The sequence below is a fragment of the Paenibacillus rhizophilus genome, from assembly GCF_003854965.1.
Lineage (GTDB): Bacteria > Bacillota > Bacilli > Paenibacillales > Paenibacillaceae > Paenibacillus_AQ > Paenibacillus_AQ rhizophilus.
Map to the genome: position 1 here is coordinate 68,870 of NZ_RQPI01000008.1, position 23,864 is coordinate 92,733.

22 protein-coding genes are annotated in these 23,864 nt (G+C 53.5%); 11 read left to right on the forward strand and 11 right to left on the reverse strand.

What is annotated here, in order from left to right; genetic code table 11:
• Nucleotides 1-49: 49 nt before the first annotated feature.
• The 6 genes from EH198_RS14905 (at nucleotide 50) to EH198_RS14930 (ending at nucleotide 7,206) form a co-directional block, all read left to right on the forward strand.
• On the forward strand, nucleotides 50-1,033 hold the full coding sequence (locus tag EH198_RS14905) for a 2-hydroxyacid dehydrogenase (RefSeq protein ID WP_124696314.1): 984 nt from the start codon (nucleotides 50-52) through the stop codon (nucleotides 1,031-1,033).
• Between the two features lie 34 nt (nucleotides 1,034-1,067).
• Nucleotides 1,068-1,859 carry a class II aldolase/adducin family protein gene (locus tag EH198_RS14910; protein ID WP_124696315.1) on the forward strand — a complete coding sequence of 264 codons (792 nt, stop codon included), beginning with the start codon at nucleotides 1,068-1,070 and terminating at the stop codon, nucleotides 1,857-1,859.
• Nucleotides 1,860-1,892: 33 nt separating this feature from the next.
• Nucleotides 1,893-2,987: an NAD/NADP-dependent octopine/nopaline dehydrogenase family protein gene (locus EH198_RS14915; protein WP_124696316.1), complete on the forward strand. Its 1,095-nt coding sequence runs from the start codon at nucleotides 1,893-1,895 to the stop codon at nucleotides 2,985-2,987.
• Nucleotides 2,984-4,000: a 3-hydroxybutyryl-CoA dehydrogenase gene (locus EH198_RS14920; protein WP_246014334.1), complete on the forward strand. Its 1,017-nt coding sequence runs from the start codon at nucleotides 2,984-2,986 to the stop codon at nucleotides 3,998-4,000. Before EH198_RS14915 ends, EH198_RS14920 begins: the two co-directional genes overlap by 4 nt.
• 21 nt (nucleotides 4,001-4,021) lie before the next feature.
• Entirely contained in the window at nucleotides 4,022-5,086 is a 1,065-nt protein-coding gene (locus EH198_RS14925; RefSeq protein ID WP_124696318.1) for a TRAP transporter substrate-binding protein, read from the forward strand.
• Between the two features lie 197 nt (nucleotides 5,087-5,283).
• The gene (locus tag EH198_RS14930) at nucleotides 5,284-7,206 is read left to right on the forward strand and encodes a XylR N-terminal domain-containing protein (protein ID WP_124696319.1); all 1,923 of its coding nucleotides are present in this window, start codon (nucleotides 5,284-5,286) and stop codon (nucleotides 7,204-7,206) included.
• A 555-nt stretch (nucleotides 7,207-7,761) separates the two neighbouring features.
• Here the strand turns inward: EH198_RS14930 and EH198_RS14935 are convergent.
• Nucleotides 7,762-8,742 (reverse strand): LysR family transcriptional regulator, encoded by a 981-nt coding sequence (locus tag EH198_RS14935; RefSeq protein ID WP_124696320.1) that lies wholly within the window; start codon nucleotides 8,740-8,742, stop codon nucleotides 7,762-7,764.
• A 149-nt stretch (nucleotides 8,743-8,891) separates the two neighbouring features.
• Between EH198_RS14935 and EH198_RS14940 the strand changes: the two genes are divergently transcribed.
• Genes EH198_RS14940 through EH198_RS14950 form a run of 3 tightly spaced genes read left to right on the forward strand, consistent with a single transcriptional unit; the run spans nucleotide 8,892 to nucleotide 11,266 of the window.
• The gene (locus EH198_RS14940) at nucleotides 8,892-10,079 is read left to right on the forward strand and encodes a CaiB/BaiF CoA transferase family protein (protein ID WP_124696321.1); all 1,188 of its coding nucleotides are present in this window, start codon (nucleotides 8,892-8,894) and stop codon (nucleotides 10,077-10,079) included.
• Nucleotides 10,080-10,089: 10 nt separating this feature from the next.
• Nucleotides 10,090-10,893: an enoyl-CoA hydratase/isomerase family protein gene (locus tag EH198_RS14945; protein WP_025333244.1), complete on the forward strand. Its 804-nt coding sequence runs from the start codon at nucleotides 10,090-10,092 to the stop codon at nucleotides 10,891-10,893.
• On the forward strand, nucleotides 10,883-11,266 hold the full coding sequence (locus tag EH198_RS14950; RefSeq protein WP_025333245.1) for a PaaI family thioesterase: 384 nt from the start codon (nucleotides 10,883-10,885) through the stop codon (nucleotides 11,264-11,266). The genes EH198_RS14945 and EH198_RS14950 overlap by 11 nt, the downstream gene beginning before the upstream one ends.
• A 62-nt stretch (nucleotides 11,267-11,328) precedes the next feature.
• Here the strand turns inward: EH198_RS14950 and EH198_RS14955 are convergent, their stop codons facing one another.
• The 6 genes from EH198_RS14955 to EH198_RS14980 form a co-directional block, all read right to left on the reverse strand.
• Complete coding sequence (locus EH198_RS14955; protein ID WP_124696322.1) at nucleotides 11,329-12,741, reverse strand: amidase; 1,413 nt, start codon at nucleotides 12,739-12,741, stop codon at nucleotides 11,329-11,331.
• A 138-nt stretch (nucleotides 12,742-12,879) separates the two neighbouring features.
• Nucleotides 12,880-13,959, reverse strand: a complete 1,080-nt coding sequence (locus EH198_RS14960) for an LLM class flavin-dependent oxidoreductase (protein WP_025333247.1) — start codon at nucleotides 13,957-13,959, stop codon at nucleotides 12,880-12,882.
• A gap of 27 nt (nucleotides 13,960-13,986) precedes the next feature.
• Entirely contained in the window at nucleotides 13,987-14,364 is a 378-nt protein-coding gene (locus EH198_RS14965) for a hypothetical protein (RefSeq protein ID WP_038595516.1), read from the reverse strand.
• Between the two features lie 40 nt (nucleotides 14,365-14,404).
• On the reverse strand, nucleotides 14,405-15,151 hold the full coding sequence (locus tag EH198_RS14970) for an SDR family NAD(P)-dependent oxidoreductase (protein WP_025333249.1): 747 nt from the start codon (nucleotides 15,149-15,151) through the stop codon (nucleotides 14,405-14,407).
• Between the two features lie 33 nt (nucleotides 15,152-15,184).
• On the reverse strand, nucleotides 15,185-16,378 hold the full coding sequence (locus tag EH198_RS14975) for a dipeptidase (protein WP_246014335.1): 1,194 nt from the start codon (nucleotides 16,376-16,378) through the stop codon (nucleotides 15,185-15,187).
• Nucleotides 16,365-17,678, reverse strand: a complete 1,314-nt coding sequence (locus EH198_RS14980; protein WP_124696323.1) for a Rieske 2Fe-2S domain-containing protein — start codon at nucleotides 17,676-17,678, stop codon at nucleotides 16,365-16,367. The genes EH198_RS14975 and EH198_RS14980 overlap by 14 nt, the downstream gene beginning before the upstream one ends.
• 370 nt (nucleotides 17,679-18,048) lie before the next feature.
• Here EH198_RS14980 and EH198_RS14985 point away from each other — a divergent pair, with 370 nt between their 5' ends.
• Nucleotides 18,049-18,987, forward strand: coding sequence for a ketopantoate reductase family protein (locus EH198_RS14985; protein WP_124696324.1), 939 nt, complete (start codon nucleotides 18,049-18,051; stop codon nucleotides 18,985-18,987).
• Between the two features lie 163 nt (nucleotides 18,988-19,150).
• Here EH198_RS14985 and EH198_RS14990 read toward each other — a convergent pair whose 3' ends face one another.
• On the reverse strand, nucleotides 19,151-20,695 hold the full coding sequence (locus tag EH198_RS14990) for a flavocytochrome c (RefSeq protein ID WP_124696325.1): 1,545 nt from the start codon (nucleotides 20,693-20,695) through the stop codon (nucleotides 19,151-19,153).
• 334 nt (nucleotides 20,696-21,029) lie between these two features.
• On the opposite strand from EH198_RS14990, the gene EH198_RS14995 reads away from it, so the two are divergent.
• Nucleotides 21,030-21,527, forward strand: coding sequence for a hypothetical protein (locus EH198_RS14995; RefSeq protein WP_221621527.1), 498 nt, complete (start codon nucleotides 21,030-21,032; stop codon nucleotides 21,525-21,527).
• 244 nt (nucleotides 21,528-21,771) lie between these two features.
• On the opposite strand, the gene EH198_RS25430 is transcribed toward EH198_RS14995, so the two are convergent.
• The 3 genes from EH198_RS25430 to EH198_RS15005 all read right to left on the reverse strand — a co-directional run bounded on the left by EH198_RS25430 (nucleotide 21,772) and on the right by EH198_RS15005 (nucleotide 23,838).
• Complete coding sequence (locus EH198_RS25430) at nucleotides 21,772-21,861, reverse strand: putative holin-like toxin (RefSeq protein WP_268958508.1); 90 nt, start codon at nucleotides 21,859-21,861, stop codon at nucleotides 21,772-21,774.
• 262 nt (nucleotides 21,862-22,123) lie between these two features.
• On the reverse strand, nucleotides 22,124-23,197 hold the full coding sequence (locus tag EH198_RS15000; RefSeq protein WP_246014337.1) for an iron-containing alcohol dehydrogenase family protein: 1,074 nt from the start codon (nucleotides 23,195-23,197) through the stop codon (nucleotides 22,124-22,126).
• Nucleotides 23,185-23,838 (reverse strand): MtnX-like HAD-IB family phosphatase, encoded by a 654-nt coding sequence (locus tag EH198_RS15005; RefSeq protein WP_124696327.1) that lies wholly within the window; start codon nucleotides 23,836-23,838, stop codon nucleotides 23,185-23,187. Before EH198_RS15005 ends, EH198_RS15000 begins: the two co-directional genes overlap by 13 nt.
• Nucleotides 23,839-23,864: the final 26 nt, after the last annotated feature.

Here is a 23,864-nt window from a genome sequence, read left to right on the forward strand (position 1 = left end):
AGCAGGGAGGGCGGACAACGGTTGACCCTATAGTGGAGGTGATATCGAAATGCGGCCCAAAGTATATATTGCCTGGCCCATCCCGGATGAAATTGAGGCTTACCTGGCTGAGCATTGCAGCCTTCGAAAGTGGAAGGGGGAAATTCCGATCCGGTACGAGGAGCTGAAAGATGAACTGAAGGATGCCGAAGGGCTGCTTCTCGGAGAGGGCAGAATCGACGCCGGATTATTGGAGCAGGCCCCCCATTTACGGGTCGTCAGCACGATCAGCGCCGGATACAACAACCTGGATATCGAAGCGATGAAAAGCCGCAACGTCATAGGAACGAATAATCCCGGTATTTCGGATAACTCCGTCGCAGACCTCGTATTTGGATTACTGCTTGCAGCCGCCAGAAAAATCGTCAAGCTGGACCGCTATGTAAAGGAAGGGTGCTGGACCCGGGGTATCGACTCGTCTTGGTACGGACTTGATGTCCATCATTCCACGATCGGAATCATCGGCATGGGCGGCATCGGGCAGGAGGTTGCCAAACGCGCCAAAGCCGGCTTCGACATGAAGGTGCTGTACTACAACCGCAGCCGAAGGCCTGAGGTCGAGCACCGGCTGGGCGCGGAGTATTGTTCCCTGGAGGAGCTGCTGACACAGTCGGATTTTATCGTCGTGATGCTGCCGCTCACTGCACAAACGGATCATTTGATTGGCGACCGGCATTTCGACCTTATGAAGCCTTCCGCAGTCCTAATCAACGCTTCGCGCGGCAGCATTGTGAACGAGCGGGCACTGATCGAAGCGCTTCGGGCGCGCAAAATAAGCGCAGCCGCCCTGGACGTCTACGAGTTCGAACCGGTTAACCCGGATCACCCTCTTTTGAACATGGACAATGTGATCACACTTCCGCATGTTGGTTCGGCAACGGCAAAAACCCGCTTCAACATGGTCATGTCAGCAGCCCGAAACCTGGTGGCGGCTCTCAAAGGGGAAACCCCTCCGTTCTTAATCCGCGAATTTAAGGAAAGTGTACAGAACTAAAAGCACAAACCAAAAATATCGGGAGGTATGGGATATGAGTACAGAATTGAGCACAAACCTGGAATTGATGCAGGATAAGTATCCGATGAAATTCGGCAGCTTTGAGGAAGAACGGCTGCACCGCAAGCAGCGGCTCGCCGCCTCTTTCCGTTTGTTTTCCCTGTTTGGCTTCGATGAAGGCGTCGCCGGTCATATTACCGCCCGGGACCCGGAATTTCCCGATCATTTCTGGGTGAACCCGTTCGGCATGCATTTCAGCCAGGTTCGCGTTTCCGATTTGCTGCTGGTGAACGATGAAGGGAAGGTAGTCGAGGGCAACAGCAATATGCTCAACCGTGCGGCTTTCGCCATTCACTCAAGTGTCCATAAAGCCCGTCCCGACGCCGTTGCCGCCGCACATGCTCATTCCTTTTACGGAAAGACGTTCTCCAGCCTCGGCCGCCTGCTCGACCCGCTTACCCAGGACGCCTGTATTTTTTACAACGATCACGGCCTGTACAACGACTATTCCGGCGTAGTGTACGAAACGGAAGAAGGGGAACGGATCGCGGAGTGCCTGGGCAGCAAGAAGGCGGTTATCCTGCAAAATCACGGTCTGTTGACTGTCGGGCATTCCGTGGAATCGGCGGCATGGTGGTACATTACGATGGAGCGTTCCTGCCATGCCCAATTGCTTGCCGAAGGCGCTTCAACTTCCCCGATACCGGTTGCTCACGAAGCCGCTCTGGCGACCATGCAGCATGTAGGATCCGAAACGGCCGGCTGGTGCTGCTTCCAGCCGCTGTGGGATAAAATTATCCGGCTGCAGCCCGACTTTCTGGATTAGGCATTTCCAAAAACAACGAGTGGAGGACACAGCATGGAAATTGCAGTGATAGGCGGCGGACACGGTTGTTATGCGGCGGCGGCGGACCTTTCCGACAAGGGCCACCGTGTACGGCTGTGGAGGCGGGACAAGGAAGCTTTTCAGCCTGTATTGGAAAGCCAGTCCCTAATATTGAAGGACGCCGGCGGCGTCCGGAAGGTAAGCTTGTCGCTCGCGAGCACGGATCTGTCCGCGGTCGTGAAGGGCGCCGCGTTGATTGTGCTCCCCCTGCCCGCTTTTGCCCAGGCTTCTGTAGCCTCAGAGCTTGCGCCTCACCTGCAGGACGGGCAGGTGATCTTCCTGCCCCCCGGAACCTTCGGCAGCTATGTGATGGCGAAGGCGCTGGCCGAAGCGGGCAGCCGGGCCAAGGTTGCGTTTGCCGAAACGGGCACGCTTCCCTATCTGGCCCGCAAGCACGGAGCTGACACGGTCGCCGTCAGCGGACGGGCGACCCGGCTCCCGACCGGCGTATTTCCGGGCGAGCTGGCGGAGCAAGCTTTTGCCGTCCTGGAGGAAGCCTTTCCGGCAGTCGAACGGCTGCAGGACGCGCTGGACGGCGCGTTGATGAACGCGGGACCGATTATCCATCCGCCCCTTATTCTCATGAACGCCGGTCCGATCGAGCATTTTGAACACTGGGATATTCATAATGAAGGAACGCAGCCGTCTGTACGGAGGGTGCATGATGCGCTGGATGCGGAAAGAATTTCCGTCCGGGAAGCACTGGGCTACCGGGCGCCGCATTTTCCGCTCGCGGACCATTACAGCAAGGACGGCGACGAATGGATGTACGGAAATGCCGCCCATGAGAAGCTGGTGGATAGCTCGGATTGGCGCGAGCATCTGGATCTGATGACGCACCGGTACATGCGCGAAGATGTCGCCTGCGGTTTAGCCTTCCTTGTGTCTCTGGCAGATTGGGCGGGTATGCCCGCTCCCGTCGCCAAGGGGCTGCTCGCGATCGCCTCGGCCGTGACCGGCGAGGATTTGCGCGGGACGGGCAGGACACTGGAAAACCTGCAGCTGAGCGGCCTGTCCGTTAATGGCATGCGAATGATGCTGCAGCAGGGTGTGCGGCAATGGGTATGAACAAGCCCGTAATCGCTGTTGTCGGCGCGGGTCGTATGGGAATTGGCATTGCCCATGTTTTTGCTTATGCGGGCCATAAGGTCGAGCTGATCGACAGCAAAGAAAGAAGTCAGCCGGAGACGGAACGTTTCCTGAAGGAAGCGGCCGGACAAATGGAGAACAACCTCCATTTTTTGGCGTCTCTTGAATTGTTCGATCCATCGCTCGCGGAGAAGATTCTCGGGCGAATCGATTACCATTCTCTGAATGATATGGAAGCGGTTCTGCCCGGGGCGGATGTTGTGTTTGAAGCGGCTCCCGAAATTTTGGAGGTTAAAAAGGACACATTTGACCGGATCGGCACTTCGGCCCGGAACGATGCCTGGATCGCCTCCACAACCTCGACATTTATGGTGGATACGCTGGCTTCCTTTCTGGACAAGCCGGAGCGGTTCGTCAATACGCATTGGCTTAACCCTGCCTATCTTATCCCGCTGGTTGAAGTAAGTCCCGGCGCACAGACCGCTTCCGGAGTGCTGGCCGGTATGATGGAGCTGCTGTCCGGCGTTGGAAAAGTGCCGGTCCAGTGCGCCGCTTCGCCCGGATTCATTGTGCCGAGAATTCAGGCGCTGGCGATGAACGAGGCAGCCCGGCTCGTTCAGGAAGGGGTGGCTGCACCCGAGGCGATCGACACTGCCTCCCGGGTGGGCTTCGGCCTTCGGTTTGCCGTTCTGGGATTGCTGGAATTCATTGATTGGGGAGGCGGAGACATCCTGTATTACGCCGACCGCTATTTGGAGCAGGAGCTGTCTACGGATCGCTACGCTCCCCCGGACATTATCTCGGAGAATATGGCGAACGGCCGGATCGGCATGAAATCCGGGAGAGGCTTTTACGATTTCAGCGGCAGGGATGTCACCGCCTACCAACGGGAAACGATGCGGAAGTTCGTCGATCTGCTGCAGCACCTGGGGTATTGGTCGCCTCCGGGTGAGCCGTCTTTGCGGGGAATCAGCCCAAGCCTACATAAATAAACAACGGATGGAGAGAAGCGCATGAGAAGATTTTGGATTGGCGTCATGTCTGTGTTCATGGTTGTCGTGCTGGCTGCATGCGGAGGCAATGCGAACACCGCCAACGCGCCGGAAGAGACGGGCGCGGCCAATGCGGCGGCATCTAACGATAAACCGATCGAGCTGAACTATGCTTTCTTTGCTCCGGCCAGCACATTTCCGGCGAAGCAGATGGAGAAATGGAAGGAAGAAGTGGAGAAACGGACGAACGGAAAGGTTGTGGTGAACCTGTTCCCGGGCGGCACCCTGCTGGCCGCCAACAATATGTATGACGGGGTCAAAAGCAAGGTGGCGGACATCGGCCTGTCGGTTATGACATACGAACCGGGAAAATTCCCCCTGCTTACGATCGCCGAGCTGCCTTCGGGATTTCCAAGCGGCAAGGTAGCCAGCCAGGTCATATTTGATCTGCTGAAGGAATACCCGCAGGATTCTTTTAAAGACCTGAAGGTCATCACCGCCTTTGCAACCGAACCGGCTTATATCCAGACCAAAGCCGCTGTCGCGTCCTTAAATGACATCAAAGGCAAACAGATCCGGATTTCCGGCGCGCTTGCGCCGCTGCTAAAGGAGCTGGGCGCCTCACCCGTCGGGATGTCGCAGGCGGAATCCGTCGAAGCGATGCAAACCGGCGTCATCGAAGGCTACGTGTCATCGCGCGAAGTGCTGATGGATTTGAAGCTTGCAGAAATGGCCAAATTTGTGACGGACTACCCATTGAGCGTTTCGACCTTCGCCGCTGTTATGAACATGGATACATGGAATTCGCTTCCTCCGGACGTCCAGCAGGTGATTGAGGAGTTAGGGCCGGAGATGGCCGCCTGGGCCGGGGAATATCTCGATAATCATGTGAAGGAAGCCATGGACTGGTCCATGAAGGAAGAAGGGCTGAAAGTTATTACGCTGACGCCAGAGGAGAAACAGGCGTGGGATGCGAAGCTGAAGCCGCTTCAGGATAAGGCGGTCGCCGATCTCGAAGCACAGGGCTTGCCTGCCGAACAATTCAAGAAGCGGCTGGATGAATTGAAGGCCTCTTATTCGAAATAAATCAAAACTTCGATATAAAGTGTACCTATATTGCCCTGATGAACACGAGGAGCCGAAAATGTTCCTTGTTCACGGGGCTTTTTATCATTCAACTTATGGTTGACTGGCTAACATGTTAAAATTTAAAATTGTTTCATGGTAGTCATATTTCCATTCTGAAAAATCCTTTAGAACGCAGTCAAAGGAGGGACGGTCAGATGACAAAAGCGAGTACGATGTCACTGAAAGATTTGGTTCATTTCAGCAAGGAGGAAGGCGATTTTTTCCTGAGGGACCGGAGAATGATGCTGATCAGCTCAGATGCCTTTGGTATGCTGTGCAGGGATTTGATCGTCGCTCTCGGATTGGAAAGGGCGAAACGCTTTTTGCAGCGCTACGGATGGCAATTCGGCGTAAGCGAAGCGCGCTATTTGAACGATATGTTCAGCTGGGATGACGATCTGGAATGGATTTTGGCCGGGTCCAAAATGCACAATATTGCGGGGCGCGTGTTCTCGACCCCCATCCGGATGAACATCAACAAGAGTGAAGGCTTGTTCGATGTCGAAGGGTATTGGATCGATTCCAATGAAGCGAAGCAATTTTTGATGCATTTTAATAAACACCATGAGCCCGTATGCCACTTTTTGGTAGGTTATGCCAGCGGGTATTGTACGGAAACAGTAGGCACCAAAATTATTTTTAAAGAAGTAGAATGCGTTGCCAAAGGAGATCCAAGATGCAAGTATGTCGGCAAGACCCTGGAACAGTGGGGTGACGGCCTTCCTGAGGATCTTATCGATGATGGCCAGGAGAAGCTGGAAGATGAGCTCGACCGGGCTTACAAGCGGATTGAAAAACAGAAAGAAATATTGAACCGGGTAACGACGGTCAGCCAGGAACTCACCCGTATGATCCTGCAGGGTAAAGGGCTGGAAGATATGGCCGAGATTCTCGGAAAAAGCCTGAACTGCAACGTTATTATCGAAAATCAGCACCTGGATATGCTCACGGGCTACGGCCAGGTTTTGGACAGCTCGTTAAATAAAGTAATGGAGCATCTTGCTCACGATAAAGGAAGCCAGCAATACAGTAAAATTAACACTATGCTCAGAGAACACTGCACGGTGCAATTTGAAATCCCCGAGCCATTTTTCTTTCCCCATGTTCGGCTCGTTACCCCCATTATGCTTCGCAATCAAGTGCTTGGCTATATCTCCATCCTCAAACCAGAGGGCCGGTTCGGCGAGCTGGAATCGGTTCTGCTTGAGCGGTCCGCCAATATTTGCGCCATCCAGCTGCTGAACGAACGGACGGTTGTCGAGACGGAACAGCGCCTGAAGGGCGAACTGCTGGACGAGCTGTTTAATCCTTCCGCCGATATCTCCGCTGTATCCAGGCGGCTGGCCTATCTGGACCATGACCTCAGCCAGCCTCACTATGTCTTTGTTTTTCAATTCGAAACGTCCGGTAAAAAAGGGTCGATTCAGGATGCCCGTTCCACCGCCCTGCGTGAAAAAATCATGGACCGTTTAAAAAGGAGGGCCGAGCAAAACGGATTCCATATCCTGATGTCCACCAAGCTGGAACGCGTTCATACCCTGATTCCGCAGGCCTATATCGAAAAGCTGAATATGAAGGTGCGGGATTACGGCGAATCCCTGATCGAAGGACTGGGCGACGAAGCCGTTACAACGGTGCTGGGAATCAGCGGCGTATGCCACAACCGCACTTCTTTTTCCAAGGCGTTCAATGAAGCGGTCAAAGCGATCGATATCGGAAGGATCAAAGGGAAGACTGAGCGGGTTGTCCTGTCCACGGATATCAAACATCTGTCGATTTTGCTGGACGCGAGACGCCCGGAAGAGCTGGAGCAGTACGCCTCTAATTTGCTCGGAGCGCTGCAGGAATACGACCAAAAGTACGCAACGGAGCTGCTGAAGACGATCTACTACTATTTCGACAATGAATGCAATCTGCATAAAACTGCCAGGACGATGAATATCTCCATCAGCGGTATGCGATATCGCCTGGACCGGATTAAACAGCTGTCCGATTTCGATTTATCCAACTCGCTGACCCGGTTCGAGGTGCAATTGGCCTTGGAGATATTCCTGGTGCTCGGGAAGATCGATTATTAATAGCAGGATCTCGGGGAAACGCTAGGGTCCAAAAGTAGAATACTGCTACTTAACAAGGCGGCTAAATAAAGAGGTAACCTAGTTTTGTGCTCCGCAGCATGCTTTTTGATCGGATTGTACTCCGGCAGAGAGCGTTGCCTTGAAGAATGGAATAATTAGCAGCAGCAGCGGCGTTGTCGTTGAAGAAAAGCTTGCGGATGTGCAGGAATTTATAGGGATTATCGGTTGCTTTGAGAGAACTCCTGCGATTATGCAGTATTTTTAACGTATGGAGACTCACCACACTGATCGTGGCCGAAATTCCTGCATATTTGGAGGAATTCTTATGAGAGTAAGCCATCTGCCACTAATTGATGTACATTCGCAGGAATTTAGATAACTATTGAAGCGCGCAGCAGGAAATTTTATAAATGCCAAAGCGCACTAGGATGAAGTTCTGTGTGACAACCACCGCTTTTGGTCCAGTCCTTTACATGAGGCAAGTGCTCTGCTGCGGACGAACCCCTGCCCGGATGTAATAACCCTTTTTGTTCCGCCCTTTTACACAAAGAAGGGTTATTCTGCCGCTGGACTGCCTGGACCAAGGGGAGGTTCCGTCCATCCGGACGTCTGGCCGGCGATACCGTCCAGCCCGTCCGATCGATGGGGCGACTGGGCGAAGAAAACCTGCCGGGAAGGGAACAGGAAGGGGAGCGGAATCCGGAACATGCCACTGCCGAGCGCTTCAATCCGGAACGTCTCGCCGGAGAAATCGGCGGGTGAACGCCCCGTGGACGGTTCGTACACGGATTGGGTGATAAACGTGCAGCCAAACTCCCTCTCCGCCAATTGTTCCATCAGCTCAAGCGTATCGGTTTCAACCGCGATACGCGGCTCGCCGCCGAACTCCTTCTCCATGATTCGGTCAATCATTTGCCGGACATGAATTCCCTGTTTAGGAAGGATCAGCGGCAGCTCACGCAAGGCCTGAATAAAAGAGGCGCGAACATAAGAGACGGTTCTGTCCGCAAACGGAAGGAAAGCCGGAAGATATCTCTCAGAGGCGTAAAGATGAAAATCCTGCCGGTACAGGGGGATGGCGCTGATGTTCCCGGGTATGGATTCATACCCGAACAGGCCGAAATCCAGCGTTCCTTCCTGCAGCTTTCTCACGATTTCAGGCGAGTTCGATGTGACGATTTCCAGAGGCCCGCCGTGGGACTGGAAATACCCGGAGAACCGGTGCAGCTCCGATATCAAGGGCGAGGCTACCCCAAGTCTCGTCACTTTGCGTTCGGCGTTCTTCATCCGGGTCTGCTCGATCCCGGTTCTCAGGGTGTGCAGCGCGCTGCCCGCATACTGAATAAACAGCTGTCCATCGGCCGTAAGCTCCACTCCCGTGGCTGTGCGATGAAACAGCGTAATCCCGTACTCATCTTCGATCAGCTGAATCTTCTTGCTGATGGCGGACTGCGACAAATGGACGAGCTTGGCCGCTTTCCGCATGCTTTTCGTTCTGGACACCGTCATGATGAGCTCCATATCGGACAAGTTCATTCCGTGATCCTCCCTTGAGGGGCGTCAGCCGGACAGGCGTGATTCCTTTTTGCTATCACTTCAGACCGCCAATTGTTCCTATAATTATATCATAATGGTTCTGGTTTAAGCGCTCCGAACCTGCTAAAAATTGACGGGAGGCAACCAAGATGCAGCCGCTTGAAGGATTGAAGGTTCTGGATTTAACCCGGGTTATGGCCGGGCCTTATTGTACGATGGTGCTTGGAGATTTGGGCGCGGAGGTGATCAAAATTGAAAAGATTCAGAGCGGAGACGATACCCGGTCCACGCCTCCGTTTATTCACGGGGAAAGCGCCAATTTCATGCAGATCAACCGCAATAAGAAAAGCGTGACGCTGAACGTTAAGTCTGCGAGGGGCAAAGAAATCTTTTTCCAGCTGGCGGCGGAGTCGGATGTCATTGTCGAGAACTTCAAACCCGGTGTAATGAGTAAGCTGGGTCTGGATTATGAAGCGGTCTGCCGAATCAATCCCGGCATTATTTACTGCTCGATTTCGGGATACGGTCAAACGGGGCCTTACCGGGATAAAAGGGGCTTTGATATCGTCGCCCAGGGGATGACCGGTCTGATGAGCATGACCGGCGAACCCGGCGGGCGTCCGGTAAAGCTGGGCATAGCCATCAATGATCTGACGGGGGGCGTTACGGCGCTTTATTCAATCCTGGCGGCTTATGTGCATAAACTCAAAACCGGCGAAGGGCAGTATATCGATGTGTCCATCATGGAATCGGGACTGGCATGGACCTTTTGGGAAGCGGCGGCTTTTTTTGCGGACGGCACGGTTCCGAAGCCGAACGGTTCCCGGCACCGGGTCATGGCTCCATACCAGGCGTTCAGGGCCAAAGACGGCTATGTTCTGGTCGGCGGGGCCAATCAGAGCACCTGGGAACGATTCTGCACGGATGTGATCGATAAGCCTGAATGGATAGAGGACGAACGATTCGCCCGGCCGAAGGATCGCATTCACAATGTCGATATTCTGGAGCGGTGCATTGAAGACATCTTTGTCTGTGAAACGAAGGATTACTGGGTCAGCAAGCTTGAGCAGGCCGGGGTGCCCGGCGGGCCCATCAATACATTCGATCAGGCGATGAACGATCCGCATGTCCTTGAGCGCGAAATGGTGCTCGAGGCGGAGCATCCCGTCGCGGGTAAGACCCGGATGCTTGGCATTCCGGCCAAAATGTCCAGAACGCCGGGAAAGATCCGGTCTGCGGCCCCTCTTTTGGGTGAACATACGGAAGAGGTCCTGGGCAGCTATTTGGGAATGTCCAAGGAAGAGATTGAAATGCTGCGCCGGCAAGACGTGATTTAGGGGGGATTGGATGCGGGAGGATCAACAGATATATGTTAGAAAAGATGGGGATATCGCCACAATCGTGCTCAACCGGCCCGAGCGGCGAAACGCCATTTCACTGGACATGTGGCACACCCTGTATGAGCGGCTGATCGAAGTGGAGAGGGACGAGGCGGTCAAAGCTGTTATTATCCGGAGCGATGACGACAAGGCGTTTTCGGCGGGAGCGGACATCGGTGAATTCACTTCCGTCCGGGCAAGCTCCGCGTCCGCCAAGCTGTACAACGCAGCGGCCCATCGGGCAGAGGACGTCCTGGCGCGGCTGAACAAGCCGACGATCGCGATGATTCGCGGGTACTGCATCGGGGCGGGCTGCGAGCTGTCCCTGGTCTGTGATTTCCGGTTTGCCGATACCTCGGCGGCGTTCGCCATTACGCCCGCCAAGCTGGGGATGGTCTATAATTTGTTCGGCATGAAATATCTGGTCCGGCAGGTCGGACCGTCGAATGCCAAGGATATTTTATATTCAGCCCGGAGGGTGGCGGCCGAGGAGGCGTTACGGATGCGCCTGATCGACCGTCTGTTTGAACCGGATCGGCTGGAGGATGAGGTCTATGCCTATGCCCGCATGCTGTCGCAAAATTCGCAGCTTTCCATTAAAGGAACAAAGAGAATCATTCACGAGATTATGGACGGAATGACTGAGGAAAATGAAGAAATCTCCGCGCTTGTCCTCTCATCCTTCGACGGCCCCGATTATATCGCGGGGATTGAAGCCTTTTTGAATAAAAAAGTACCGGAGGGCGAAAGGGGAAAAGAACGTGGACACTGAGCAAACGCCTTTATTCGCTCTCCTGGGATTTGCCGTTTCCTATGACGAGGACAACAAAGTATGCCGGATCGAATGCCCGGTCCAAACGCTCATGCTGAATCCGCTAGGCATTGTTCATGGAGGTATTCATGCTTATCTGGCCGATACGGCTTTCGGTTTTCTGACGATACAATTTAAGGATGTCCCTTATGTATCGCTGGAAACGAAAACCTCGTACATGAAGTCGGCCGCCGGCGGCCGGTTGATCGCCGATGCCCGCTTTGTAAAGGATGGATATAAAGCTCTGTTTCTGGAGTGCAGGGTGGAGAATGAGCAGCGGGAAGTGTTAAGTGTCACAACCGGAACGTTCCTTCGGGTTTCATCCGTTTTGTAGCATATAAAGGCCTGTGACCGGTCATCCATTGGGGATCTGAAGGTCACAGGCCTTTTAAGGTGTTACAGCAGTTCGGAAATATGCCGGGCGAGCCGCTCCGACCACGATTCAGAACGTTCGTACACGTCTCCGATAAGCAGGAGCTTGCGGTCGTCGAACGGCTTCCCAATGAGCTGCAGCCCTACCGGCAGCCGGTCTTCCACGAAACCGCAGGGAACGGATAGCGCCGGAAAGCCGAGAAAATTCGCCAGCGGCGCTTTGGCCAGGCGGAACATGTTGTGGATGGCCTGCTCCGGAGAGACCGAGCCAATAGGAAACGGCGGATTGTGATTCATCGGAGAGATCAGCGCGTCAACGGATGCCATGGCCGCAGCCGTTGACGCGATAAATTTCCGGCGGAATTTTTGCGCCTGCAAATAATCGTCCGCGGACACCTGCCGCCCGAACTCGAGCCGGAAGCGCACATCTTCGCTGTATTGCCCGGACGCATGCTGAAGCATCGGTTTATGAAAGGAATAGCCCTCCGACTGGGCGATAATTCTCGCCGCCCCCTGAGCCTCGCTTAGACCGGGGATGCTGATTTCCCGTATCTCCGCCCCGAGGCTCTGTAAGCGTTCCATTGCCCGGTCCACGATCCCGGCGATCTCCGGATGCATGCCTTCAAAGAAATACTCCCTGCAGAGTCCAAGCCTAAAACCCTTTAAATCTTCCCGCTTCCCGATTGGGTCTGGCGCAAGCGGCCGCCGGGACGAGGCGGCATCCTTCGGGTCGAATCCGCTTATGGATTCGAACAGGATCGCGGTATCTTCAACGGTGCGCGCCATCGGGCCGACATGGTCCAGCGACCAACTGAAGGGGACGCAGCCGAAGCGGCTGACCGCCCCGTAAGTCGGCTTCAGGCCGACTGTTCCGCACAAGGCAGAGGGCAGCCGGATGGAGCCCGCCGTATCGGTGCCGAGCGCCCCGAAGCACATCCCGGCAGCCAAAGCCGCTGCGCTGCCGCCGCTGGAGCCGCCAGCGATTTTGTCCCGGTCCCAGGGATTCCGGGTCGTGCCGTAATGGGGGTTCTCCGTCGTAGCTCCCATGGCGAATTCGTGCAGATTCGCTTTCCCGATCACAATCGCCCCAGCCTGCTTGAGTCTGGCGACGGCGGTTGCGTCCTGATCGGGGATCCAGTGCTCCAGTACTTTGGAGCCGGCCGTTGTTGGGATTCCACCAGTCTGCAGCACGTCCTTGACGGCGACGGGAATGCCGTGCAGGGGACCGCGAATGTATCCCTGCACGGCCTCGGCCTCAAGCGTCCTGGCCTGCTCCATCGCTTCCTCGGGCAGTACCCGGATAAAGGCGCGAAGCCCGGGCTCCAGTGATTCGATGCGCCGGAGCGTCTGCTCCGTCAGCCAGGCGGGCGAAATCTGCTTGTCCTTGATTAACGGGAACAGCGCAGAAAGCGTAAGGCTGTGAACCGACTCGTTCATTCGGCATCACCTTCTTCAAAGAGCGGGCCGATAAAGGCCGGTTCCTCCTCAAGCAGCGCGACTGCTTCCTCGCCGAACAGGCTTGCGATATATTCGCTTAAACTCATGGCGTCGATCAACCTCCCGGGTGAAGGAATATTAACCGGGTATAACCGGTGCTTTCTCATGAATGTGCGGCATAATACGCTCACTGAACAGCTGCTGGGTGCGAATTGTGCGCCAGTGCTCCATCCCGCCATAGGTACAGAGGAGGCTGATTTCCGTTAGTCCCGGGCATTCATCGACGATCTGCTGGACCTTTTCCTTAATCGTCTCCGGAGTGCCCACCCATACGTATTCCTCTTCCACAAGCGTCTTATAGGGGATTTTCACAAGCTCTTCCAACGCGCCGGACGCGTAGAATGCGAAATCCTTGGCCAGCATTTCTTCCCGGGAAGGCATCTCCTTGGTCGGAGAGACGTTGCCTGCCATAAACTGCTTGATGTAAGGTTCAGCCTCGCTGATTGCCCGCTGCTCGTCTTCATCCAGGTAGACTGCCTGGACGTATACGATATCCGGCTTGTTGCCGTACTTCTCGCAGGTTTCGCGGTAAATATCCAGGTGCTGCCTCACTTTGCTGAACGGCAGCATTGGAGTAATCAGGACGCCCCAGCCTTCCTTGCCGGCCAGCTCGTAGTTGTGGTTGCTTGCGCCGCCGGTATAAATTTTCGGATGCGGCAGCTGCACCGGCTTCGGAACGATCGAAACGTTCTTTACCTTGTAATACTCGCCGTCATAGGAGAAGGATTCCTGCGACCAGGCCAGCTTCAGAATTTCCAGCGATTCCATAAACCGGCCGCGGCTCTGCTCCAGCGGAATGGACGCTTTCGGGAATACCCACGAATGGCCTCGACCGAAGGCAACTTCGATCCGGCCGCCCGTTAGGATATCCGCGGCCGCCAGCTGACCGGCGAAGACCATCGGATTGTGAAGCGGAAGGACGTGGGAGCAGGTGCGGAAGCGGATATGGTTCGTCCGCTGCGCCGCCGCCGAATAAAGCGCCAGCGGATTCGCGGAGATGGAGAACTCTTCAAACCAGTGATGCTCAAGCGTAGAGAAGGAATTGAAGCCGTTCTTGTCGGCATGCTCAATCTGCTCCAGAACTTCGCGATATAACTGCGCGTGGGGCTTCGGGTTCGACTTCGGATTTTGCATTTCCACATAAATACCAAACTTCATCGTCATTACCTCCCGGGTATGAAATAATCAGGCTTCCAGCAAGAAAAAGGGGCGTCCGATAATCGCTTCAAGACGGAAATAACGGTCCAGTCCGGTCGCGCGAAAAGCGTGGGTCATGTTTGTTACGGTCTGCAGATCCGGAACGTCGTACAGAAAAAGGGCGTGAAAGCCTTTTTCTCCGGCATGTCCGGCGGTTAGAATGTCCCGGTCGATCGTGCCAAGAAGCGTAATTGCGTATTGCTTCCAGGCGGTGATGACCTCATTCAGGGCAGGCAGTACATGCTCCTTCTTCTCCTCTGGTGTCGTATCGAACCAGCCTGTCGATTCGAACATGATCAGGACGCGAAGCTTCTCGGGGATTTTCGGGGCTCCGTGCTCCATGGCCATAGCTATCACCTCATTCATAAAATTTGGTTCACGCAACTTACTGTTTAGCGCACGCGGACTACCGCATCAGCCTTCCGCCGTTAATGTCGAAGGTCGCTCCGGTGATGAAGCCGGTGGAACCGGCCGCCAAATAGTAGACGAGCTCCGCTACCTCTTCCGATTCTCCGACACGCCCCACGGGGATCGTCTCAACCATTTTTTCAATAAAGGCGGGGTCCATCTTGTCCATTTCCGGTGTCCTTACGGAAGCCGGAGCGACGGCGTTCACGGTTACGCTGTAAGGAGCGAGCTCGCGTGCGAATACCTTGGTTAACGCGAGCTGTCCGGCCTTGGAAGCGGAATAGGCCGCGCTCGAAGTCATGGGTCCGAACTGTCCGCCGAAGGAGGACATATTGATGATCCGGCCTTGGCTCTGCTGTTTCATAACGGGAGCAATAGCCTGGGAGAAGAAGAAGGTGCTTCCCAAATTAACGGACATGATACGGTTCCACTCTTCCGGCGTCGTATCGGCAATGGAGGTTCCTGTCCGGATGCCGGCATTGTTCACCAGCGCGTCGACTCGTCCCCAGCGTTCCATCACAACGCTCACGCATTCGGCGATCTTGGCGTTGTCGGTAACATCCATTTCAAAAAACAAAGCCTCCCCGCTGTCCAGCTTCGCCTGAAATCGGGAACGGATTTGCTCCAGGTCCAAGCTGACAAATGCCACACGCCAGCCGTTATCAAGGAAATAGCCAGCGATGGCGAGCCCGATTCCCTGCGAGGAGCCGGTAACGATAACGGTCCGGTGTTCCGAGACATCCATATGTAGTCTCCTTTCTGGAAGTGTAGTTCCGCCTCAGTCCCACAGCTGACGAAGGACGCGCAAGATGTTGCCGCCGGCTGCCTTGGCGATATCGCTGTCGGTGTATCCGTGCCGGATCAGCCACCGGATCATATTGGGCACTGCCTCCACCGGATTCTCGGCTCCCCTTACATAGTCCGCTTCGGTAAAATGCTCTCCGCTGTGCGACGCTCCGATCGAGAGCTGATTGTCTACCGCACGCTGCAGCGCCGTGTGATCGCCGAAGAACGTATCGGGTCCAAAGGCAACATGGTCGATTCCGACGAGATTTGCGACATATTCGAAATGCTCCATGACCGATTCCAGGCAGTGGTGCGGGTGGTTTCGCGTCATGGTCGTGTTCGGAGCGGCCAGGATTCCGATGAGGCCGCCCCGTTCCTTGCAGGCGAGCAGAATCTCGTCCGGCTTCATCCGGGGAGTGTTCCACAGCGCTCTGGCTCCCGCGTGGGTAATCAGCACGGGCTGTTCGCTCGCCTCGATCACCTCCATGCTCGTGCGGTCGCCGCAGTGGGAAATGTCAATCGCCATGCGGAGGCGGTTCATGCGCTCCACTACCCGCCTGCCGAATCGGGTCAGTCCGCCGTCATGCGTCTCTGACAGTCCCGAACCGAGCGTATTCGCATCGTTATAGGTGATGCCCATACAGCGGATTCCGAAGCCATAGAGGATATCCACGCGTTCGATTTCGTTCTCAAGGGCGGTAGCCGCCTCAAGTGAAGGGATAATGGCGATTTGACCGGTTGCTTTGGCAGAGAGGATATCGTTCACACTTGAAGCGATGCGCACCGTATCCTGATGAGCCATATCACAGTACCGTATCCCGAGGTTCCACAGGACATCGTCCCATTTCAGTCCGGCTTTGGACGTCACATTCATGACGCCGTCCATGAAGTTTTCGAACAGGCCGTCAAGTCTGGACAATGCAAGGCCTTCATAGTCGAATGCGGTATACCCCTGACGGCAGTATGCGAGAATATCTTCACTGTGCTTAGGCATGGTGAAGCCGTGATCGCGCAGGGAGAGAATGGGGTGGCCGCTCATCAAGGCTTCGTATCGCCTCCGCTCCGGTTCGGTCAGCGTTTCTTCACACGCTTTCCCCGGATCGGACCGCTCCGCGAGCGGATAGAACCGGTAATCGGCTTCTTGGCGAAGGTACTGAAATGACCGGTACCCGTCAAACCTTTTCATAGGAATGAGGGCCTTCGGTTTCTTCCGTAAAGCTTCCGTCCTTGTAGACAAACTCGCCGTCCAGCGGAATTACTTCACTCCATTTCCGGCCTTTGGGTCCTGTAAGTCCGCAGCTGTACAGTTTACCGAGTGGAATGTCCTGCAGCCGTATGGTGGGCTCTTCCCGCATATGCGCCTTCACATTATCGAGCAGCATGCGCCGCATCTGGATAATCGGGAGGTCGCTCGTCCCCAGATGCTCCCTGGAACGGTCCACAATTGGTCCCATCGTTTCGGTGACGGCATGATCCTGATTTGCGATCCCTTCGATCCCGGAATAGTTGGCGTAGGTCATCAATTCGCGGTTTTGCTTGTAGTTGTTCGTCATATTGTTCAGCTTGCGGAACTGCTCGTCGACCAGGATGCCGCGCCGTTCGCGCTGGGCTTCCGCGTCGATGTCGCTGTAATGGGCGAATTGTACGTCCCAGCTCCATGTACTGTGATCGTCCCGGGGGATAAAGGCGTGCCACATGCCGTCCTCGCCTTTCATTCTTGGAGGGTACGTATAAAAAGGGAAAATGTAGTGGATTTCCATAAACACATCGGTCGTCTCGTCCTCGCTGCCTACGGCGATGCAGCGTTTGCCGTAGCTGGTCGTTTCGACGGCTTGTTTGACCGGCGGATTCTTAACCAGGGGATGATCGGGATTAATGCCGAGCTTGCTGCTTAGCAGCCCGTCCTTGATGTTCTGCTTCTGAAGCGCCTTGTGCAGAAAAGCGGCGTGGACGTAATCCAGGTCATTCTCCATAACCTGCAAATAGTTGCATTCCTGCCATACCCGTTCGGATACGAGCCGGGAATCGGGCAAGTTCATCCAGTAAAAGTCCGGAAAAGGAGGCTGATGCTCCTGGGGCCCCAGATACCCCCATACGATGCCGTTCTTCTCGGTCGTCTCGTAGGCTTTAAGGTGAATGCCTTTCTTGAGCTTGCTGTCCTTCGGCTCGGACGGCAGATCGACGCATTCCCCTTCGGTGTTGAACTTCCAGCCGTGGTAAATACAGGTCAATCCGCAGCCGCTGTTATTGCCGAGACTCAGGGAGGTGCCGCGGTGCGGACATTTCTCGTCGACTAAGCCGACCTTCCCGTCCGTATCCCGGAAAGCCAGTAAATCTTCGCCGAGGATTTTGATTTTCTTCGGCTCCCCGTCCGAAAGCAGTTCATCCGATTTCAGAACGGGAATCCAGTAACGCCGGAACATTTCGCCCATGGGGGTTTCCGGACCGGTACGCGTCAGCAATTCATTGTCTTCCGTCTTTAACATGCCTTCGTTCCTCCTTGTTTCAGTATCCGGATGGAATAGAAGCGGACTTTTGAACGTCGGATTAACCTGCCGGCCCCCGTATCGTTCAAGAAAAATTAATAATTTATGTCATCTTATATTCCATGTGTCTACCATAACGGAATTGAAAAAGGTTGAATACATTCGAAACGGACGGTGTTTTTTAAGTTTACCGGGCGAACCGTACAGTTCATTTCACAAATCCTTCACAAAAAACAAGCCGCACTGGGCGAATCGAATAAGTCAGAACCTGAAAAGCGTACGATTCAGTCGTTTTCGAACCGGTTTGTTTCCGATATGTTGTTATTATGTAAGGTAAACTTACGTAAAAGAGCAAAGAGGAGCTGGGACTATGAAATCTTCTCCAAGAATCGCCGTTCTGGGAGCGGGCGCGATGGGAAGCCGGATCGGCGCCCACTTGTTTGAAGCGGGGTATGCGGTTGTTCTTTACGATTCCTGGAAAGACCACGTGGCTGAAATACAGCGAAATGGACTGCGCATTGTACACGAACATTCAGCCCGAACACTTAGGATTAAGGCGGCCAGCCGGCCGCTTCCCGGCGAAGTATATGATTATGTCCTCCTCCTGACCAAAAGCGGCCAGACGGATGAGGCCCTCTCCGGCTTCAGGGACATTATCGGGACGGATACCCATGTGGTTTCCCTTCAGAACGGCATCGCCGGCATCGAAATTCTTCCCCGCTATATTCCGAAGGAACGTATTCTTGCCGGCGTCACTACGTACAGCTCCGACCTGCTCGGTCCGGGCGCTGTACAAATCGGCGGTTCAGGCATCACATATCTCTCCCGGTTGACCGGCGGGAGTTCGCCTGCTGTTGATTTGCTGGAAGCTACTTTCAACGCGGCGGGATTTCAGACGGTGGTCTCAGAGGATGCAATGCAGATGATTTGGGAAAAGCTGGCGTTTAATGCCTCGATCAATCCGGTTACGGCCTTGACCCGGCTAAACGCGGGAGAGGCGGGAACCCACCCGCTTGGCATAGAACTGATGAGTTCGATTGTGGGGGAAGTAGCGGCAGTGGGGCACCGGCTGGGTATCAATGTGAGAACCGATGAGGTCATGAATCAATTGAGGCGGGCTTGCGAACCTGAGGCATGCGGCGATCATTTGCCCAGTATGCTGCAGGATGTGCTGAAAGGGAGAATGACGGAGATCGAAGCGTTGAACGGAGCTGTCATCCGGTTAGCCGGTGACTTCGGGATGGACCTTCCTTATAACAGAGCCTTATATCGAATGGTCAAAATGCTGGATGAGATCAAAGGGACTTAAGCGATAGCTGTTTCCGGTCATAGACAGCTGCACCGGAGGAACTTCAAAAGTGGAAGCTCCGTCTTCCGGGCGTCTCCCAACCGAATAACAAAACAAACAAACGCTTGGACCATGATGGCCCAAGCGTTTGTATTTTACTCAGTGAAAAGAGAAAGCTAATATCTTATTGTGCTTTTACAGATTCAGCAGCCTTAATACCCGCCTGGCGGCCGAAAATAATGATTTCGGCTACGGAGTTGCCGCCGATGCGGTTTTGGCCGTGCAGGCCGCCGGTGACTTCGCCTGCGGCGAAAAGGCCCGGAATCGCTTTGCCTTCTTTATTGAGCACTTCGGTGTTCGTGTTGATCTTCACGCCGCCCATGGTGTAGTGGATGCCAGGGCCGATCTTGATGGCGTAGTAAGGCGCTGCGGACAAGTCGTTGTCCATTCCTGTAGTTCTGCCGAATTCGGCATCTTTTTTATTTTTCACACTGCTGTTCCAAGTGCCCAGTGTCGCTTTAAGCTGATCCGCCGGAACGTTGATTTCTTTGGCTAGTGCTTCGATGGTGTCGGCTGTTTTCACAAAGCCCATTTTTTCATACTGTTGAATCGCTTTGGCGCGGGATTTCACGCCGGAATCAAACACCAGATAAGCGGATTTTTCGGTAAGGGCATTGATAGCTGCCGTAACGTTGTCGCGGGTATCCAACTCGTTCACGAAACGCTTGCCGTCTTGGGCAACGAGGATGGCGCCTTCGCCGCGAACCGCTTCCCCGATGAGGTAGGATTTTTCCTGTTGCACGGTCGGGTGGACCTGAATTTGATCCATATCCACGGTTGTGCCGCCAACGCTGAGAATCATCTTAATGCCGTCGCCGGTGCTGCCTGCTTGGTTAGTGGTCACATATCCTTTGAGATCTGGTCTGACTTCTTCAATCATTTCCTTGTTGGCCCCGAATCCGCCGGTTGTCACAATGACAGCATCGGAAGCAATTGTTTTTTCGTCAGTTTGGTTGAAGAGGACCTTCACGCCGTTAACTTTGCCGTCTGCTTGCGTAAGCTCCTTCACGTCGGCGTTAACAAAAAGCGGAATCCCTTGTTCTCTTACGTTCTTCACCAAACCTTTGACCAGGTATCCTCCGATCGCGGAGCCGTCTTCAGGACGGTGTGTGCGCTTTTCGTTCATTCCGCCGGTAATCGTGAGATTGTTCAATCGGATGCCGATGGAATCCAGCCAATCGATAGCACTTGCGGAATTGTCAACGAAGAAACGAAGCATTTTCTTGTCGTTGGTGCCATGGCCGCCTTTTAAGGTCTCTTCATAAAATAAATCATTGCTGTCCTTAATGCCTTGCTCTTGTTGGAATTTCGTCTGCGAAGCGTTCATCCCCGAAGAGGATTTGGTCGTGTTCCCGCCGGCAACCGGCATTTTTTCGAAAATAACCGGGTTCTTGCCGTTCGCTTTGGCTTCAAGCGCGGCAGTCATACCGGCACCGCCCGCTCCGACAATGATGATATCGTATTTATCTTTCAGTTGATCGATCGGCGTATACTCGACTGTAGACGCTCCCGAAGTGGCTTCAGCTGTTGCTTTGGCGGTTGGTCCCACAGTTGCTCCAGCAGATTCTTTGTTTTCGGTGTTGTTGCCCGCATTCCCGCTGCCGCATCCCGCGATAACAAGCAGGACCGAGAGAACGAGAATAAGAGCCGGTAATACTTTCTTGTTCATTGGTTAACCCCCCAGTTTTGAATCTCTTTTATTTAAGATGAAAGAAAGAACGAAACAAAAAAAGAAGGGAGCAACGGACGAAATGGGAAGTGAAGGAGCGCGAGCATGGCTTTAATCTCGGACTTCAAATCTTGTTTCGCTGCTACGTCCCTGGTCTTCAACATGTTTCTCTTTAATTCATTATATTAAGTATACCATTAAATTTGTTTATTTGTGAAGTATTTCACAATTATTTTGAAAGATCTTTTTGATAATTTTTCAGTGCGATTTTCAAAGCGGTGTACCCCCGAGGATTCTAAGATGGAGGAATGTTCATGCTTGACTTCCGGTAACAATGATATACTTGATGGATACAGGCAAAAATGTAATAGGAATTCATCCAATTCAGCAGGGGGAATCTATGAATATGAATGTTGAGAAAAATGAATTTAATTCGGAATTTAGTCATGTGAAATATATGCCGGAAGACAATATTGTATTTCTTACATGGAAAAAATTCTGCTGCTATGATGATTATAGAACCCCAACGACATTCGCTTTGGAATTGCTTAAGAAATACCCCAATAGTAATTTTGTCGTGGATGCGAGAAACGGATTTGAAGATGAACAAGAAGATGTGGAATGGGGATTTTCCGTATTGCTTCCGGCTATGGCAAATACAGATTGTAAATATGTTGTGTTCATCATGAATGAAGTAAATGAAATAGAAGAAGAAATGGATATGTGGACGAAAGAATTCATGAAGTATTTTACGGTGAAGAAAGTTAATTGTTATGAAGATGCGGTCAATTATCTAGCGGGAATAATGAACATCAATGCCGGTATCAGGTAAAATTCAGTACATATCCCTATGTGGAGTTAAATATTGGCGCATGTTAGAGGAAGTAAAGGGTCATGAGGAACGACTCGTGTCATTGAATTATCCGTTCCTCGTGTTATAATAAAGCCAGAAACTGCGTACAATGCAAAGAGAGCCGTGCTACCAACACGACTCCCCAAGCAATAGCCGCTTTTAAGGGCGGCGGCTTAACAGGTTAGGCCTCATGAAATAGACCGCTTCCTTTGACCAGGGCGGTCTATTTCTTTTTGAGGTAATTGAGCAGAGCAATAATGAACATGCCAAACATGAACATTAAAGACAGCGCTTGATAAACCTCCACAGGCATCACCTCCCTTCCGGGAGACTAGCCGACCGCCCTTGCAAGCCTTCTATCGCTGCTGTGATTATACCATGGGGGCATTATATTTAGGAAGATATTTACATGAGTATAGAACATAGGCAGTTTTCTGCCGTCATAACATCCGATCCCGAACTTGTGAGATCTTCAGTTGGACCCGTATGGACAAATTAAACCCATTGCCTGCTAATATCTCATCAAGGAGTAACTTCCGGCTCTAAAGAATGGCCACTCAAGTCGGATTCATTACTCAACTCAAAATCCGCCGCAGCGTTTCATCACTGCGAAGCAGGCCCAGCGCCTTCTCGCGCATCTCCGGCAGATGCAGATACGTCCGGCGGGACGGCTTGATGGATGGGGCCAACGCAATCGCCCGTTCAAAATCCTCCCGCTTCATCCCAAGCGTCGCGACGAAATCAAAAAATCCGGTTTCACCGAGGAACTTCCGGACCCGCTCCACTCGGTGCTCCTGCACGAGACACATCAGGTAAGAGGCTACGCCCACCTGAATTCCGTGCAGCTGCGGCCGCTCCACAATCTGGTCGAGGGCATGGGAGACCAGGTGCTCGCTGCCGCTTGCAGGCGCGCTGCTTCCGGCAATCTCCATGGCAATTCCGGAAAGCGTCAGGGAATCCACAATTTCTTTTATAAAAAAGAACTCGCGGATATCGGTATAGGGCATGCGCACAATGCTGTTTACCGATTTTTTGGCCATCATCACCGCGAAGTCGTTAACGCGGGTAGCGCCGCGGGATTCCTCGAACCGCCAGTCGAAAATCGCCGGGATTTTGGAGAGGATGTCCCCCAGTCCGCTGTAAAGGAACTGAATCGGCGAATTCCGGACAAGTCCAAGATCCACCAAAATGCCGTAAGGCATCCGGGCCGGAACCGACGTGCGGCGCCCCTCCACATAAAGGGAACAGCCGGAGCTTGCAAAGCCGTCGTGGGCGACTGAAGTCGGCACGCTGATAAACGGCAGCCCGTTTAAAAACGCGATATATTTCGCAATATCCAGTCCCTTCCCTCCCCCGATTCCGACAACAGCTTCTGTACGAGCCGGAAGCGTGAAGGCGGTCTTCGCAATAGATTCAAGGCTGTTGTCCAGAACATCCCGGTTGTCCAGCACTTCAAGCTGCGCTTGCTCCGTCAACGATTGAACAATTTGCGGCTCGCATAGAGGGCGAATGCCTTCGCCAAAGCAGAGGACAATGCGTGAAAACCCTGCCTTACAGAGCAGCGCTCCAAAATGGGAAAGAACCTGGTCGCCAACCTCCAGAAGCGCAGGAATTGCGATTTCATGGGCCTGGCGCTTCACTCCGGCCACCCTTTTTCTTTCAAATAGCCGGAAATGGCATGATAATCGTCAACCGGCACATGACTGATTCCGTCCCGCGTCAGCAGATCGCGCAGCTCGCCTCGGGCAAAAGCGATGTCGGCCGCTTTGGCCGCTTCAAGGTCGGGCTCGCTGTCCCCGGCAAATAAAACCGTGCGGTAGCGTCCCCGCATATCCTCAAGCACCTTGCGTTTATCCAGCCCGAAAATCTCCGAGAAAAAAGGGTTTGAGGTGTCGGGAACAATCCGCAGCGCACCGTTTTCGTGTACGGCCGGCATGGAAATGACCGTAACATTCGGAATTTCAAGAGCCTGCAGGAGCCGCTCGATATACCATGACGTACCCGCGCTTACGATATAAAAGTCTCCCCCGCGCGCCTGAACCTCATGGACAAAATCAATCGCCCCCGGCGTGAGCGGGATTTTGCGGATCTCGTCCAATAGCTGCTCTTCCGTAAGATTAAGCTTGCCAAAAATATGGTTAAGAAACTCCACATTAATCTTCGTTGTTTTCTTCCAGTCCCGGTAAAATTGATGCCCCCATTCCGGGAAAAAACGGTCAATCATCAAATGATAAAAATCCCGCTGCGAAAGCGTGCCGTCAAAATCGGAGAGAAAAGCAAATGGTTTCATTGTTATTGACCCCCAAGCATAGTAGT